Origin of the sequence: Frankia sp. AgKG'84/4 (genome assembly GCF_023242965.2) — a bacterium.
In the GTDB taxonomy this organism is placed as follows: Bacteria; Actinomycetota; Actinomycetes; order Frankiales; family Frankiaceae; genus Frankia.
This window is the reverse complement of the sequence record NZ_JALKFU020000763.1, coordinates 1-1,170: the sequence shown is the minus strand read 5'-3', so window position 1 is coordinate 1,170 and position 1,170 is coordinate 1. Positions and strand designations below refer to the sequence as shown.

Genomic DNA, 1,170 nt, shown 5'->3' with positions numbered 1-1,170 from the left:
GTCGAGGCGCGGGGCACCGAGGTCGGAGGCCGGCGCGGCCGCCGGTGTGGGCCCGTTGCCGGCCGGTCACAGGTACTCCCGCAACCGCGGCCACATGCCGGCCGCCGCGGCGACGATCGCGGCGAGCAGCAGGGCCGGACCCGCCAGTCGCAGACCACGCATCGTGTCGGCCGCCTGGTCGACATCGGATTCGAACCGGCCGCGCGCGCTGTCGATCGCGATGTCCAGGGTGGCGAGAAAGCGGGTGAACGCGGCGGTGCCGGGTCCGAGCGTGCGGGTCACCGCCAGGCCGAACGCGTCGGACGAGCGCGAGTCTCCCCCGGCCGCACCGGCGTCGCCTGGGCCGTGGGCGGCGGCCACCACCGAGTCCGGCGAGGTCGCGAGCAGCTTGACCACCGAGTCCCGCACCCGCAGCCAGGTCTGCAGGTCCTCTTCGAGCCTGGGCGGCGGCGCCGCTCCCCCCGGGCTGTCGAGCGCGACGACGAGTGAGCCGCGGCGGGTGACCGCCTCGGGGCCCAGCCGCGCACCGGTGGGCTCGAACCCCAGGCCGCGGGCCACCCAGGCGAAGTGCTCGTCGAAGCGGACCCCGTTGCCGAGCGCGGCGAGGGAGAGGTTCTCGTCGACCCGGGCCTCGAGTGCCAGGGTCTTCGAACGCGCGAGCAGGGTCATCGGCCGGTAGCCCGCGTCACGACCCGTGTCCAGTCGGGTCTGCTGCGTGCCGAACGCGACCGCGGTCCAGATCGTCGCGGTCAGCACCGCGCCGGTCGCGAGGACCAGGCCGGGGTTGATCAGCCTGTTGGTTCGCCGGACCAGCAGGAACTGCACGCCGAACAGCGAGCCGAGCGCCAGCGCCGCCGTGACCACCACCGCCCATTCTCCCCGCGCCCCGGTCGCCCGCTGGTAGGCGAGGTCGACCGCGTCGGCATAGCGGGCGACCAGCACCTCCGTCGCGGGCAGGATCTCGGCGCGCATCATGGTCGACGCCGCGCGCAGGTTCGCCTCCCCGACGGACAGACCAGCCCGGTCGTTCGCCCGCGCCCGCTCGACCATGCCGTTGTAGACGGGGATGGCCTCGGTGAGAAGTTCCAACGGGCACGACCCGACGGATGGCCGCGCCCCGCCGGTGTCGCCGGCCGCCGGCCGCGCGCCGTCCCGGGCACGGCCGGCGCC

At 75.4% G+C, this 1,170-nt stretch carries 1 protein-coding gene; it reads right to left on the bottom strand.

Annotation, left to right across the window (positions count from 1 at the left end):
- Positions 1-66 precede the first annotated feature (66 nt).
- Positions 67-1,170, bottom strand: a 1,104-nt coding sequence (locus MXD58_RS25055; RefSeq protein WP_518478681.1) for a GlnX family signal transduction membrane protein, incomplete at its 5' end; no start/stop codon positions are given.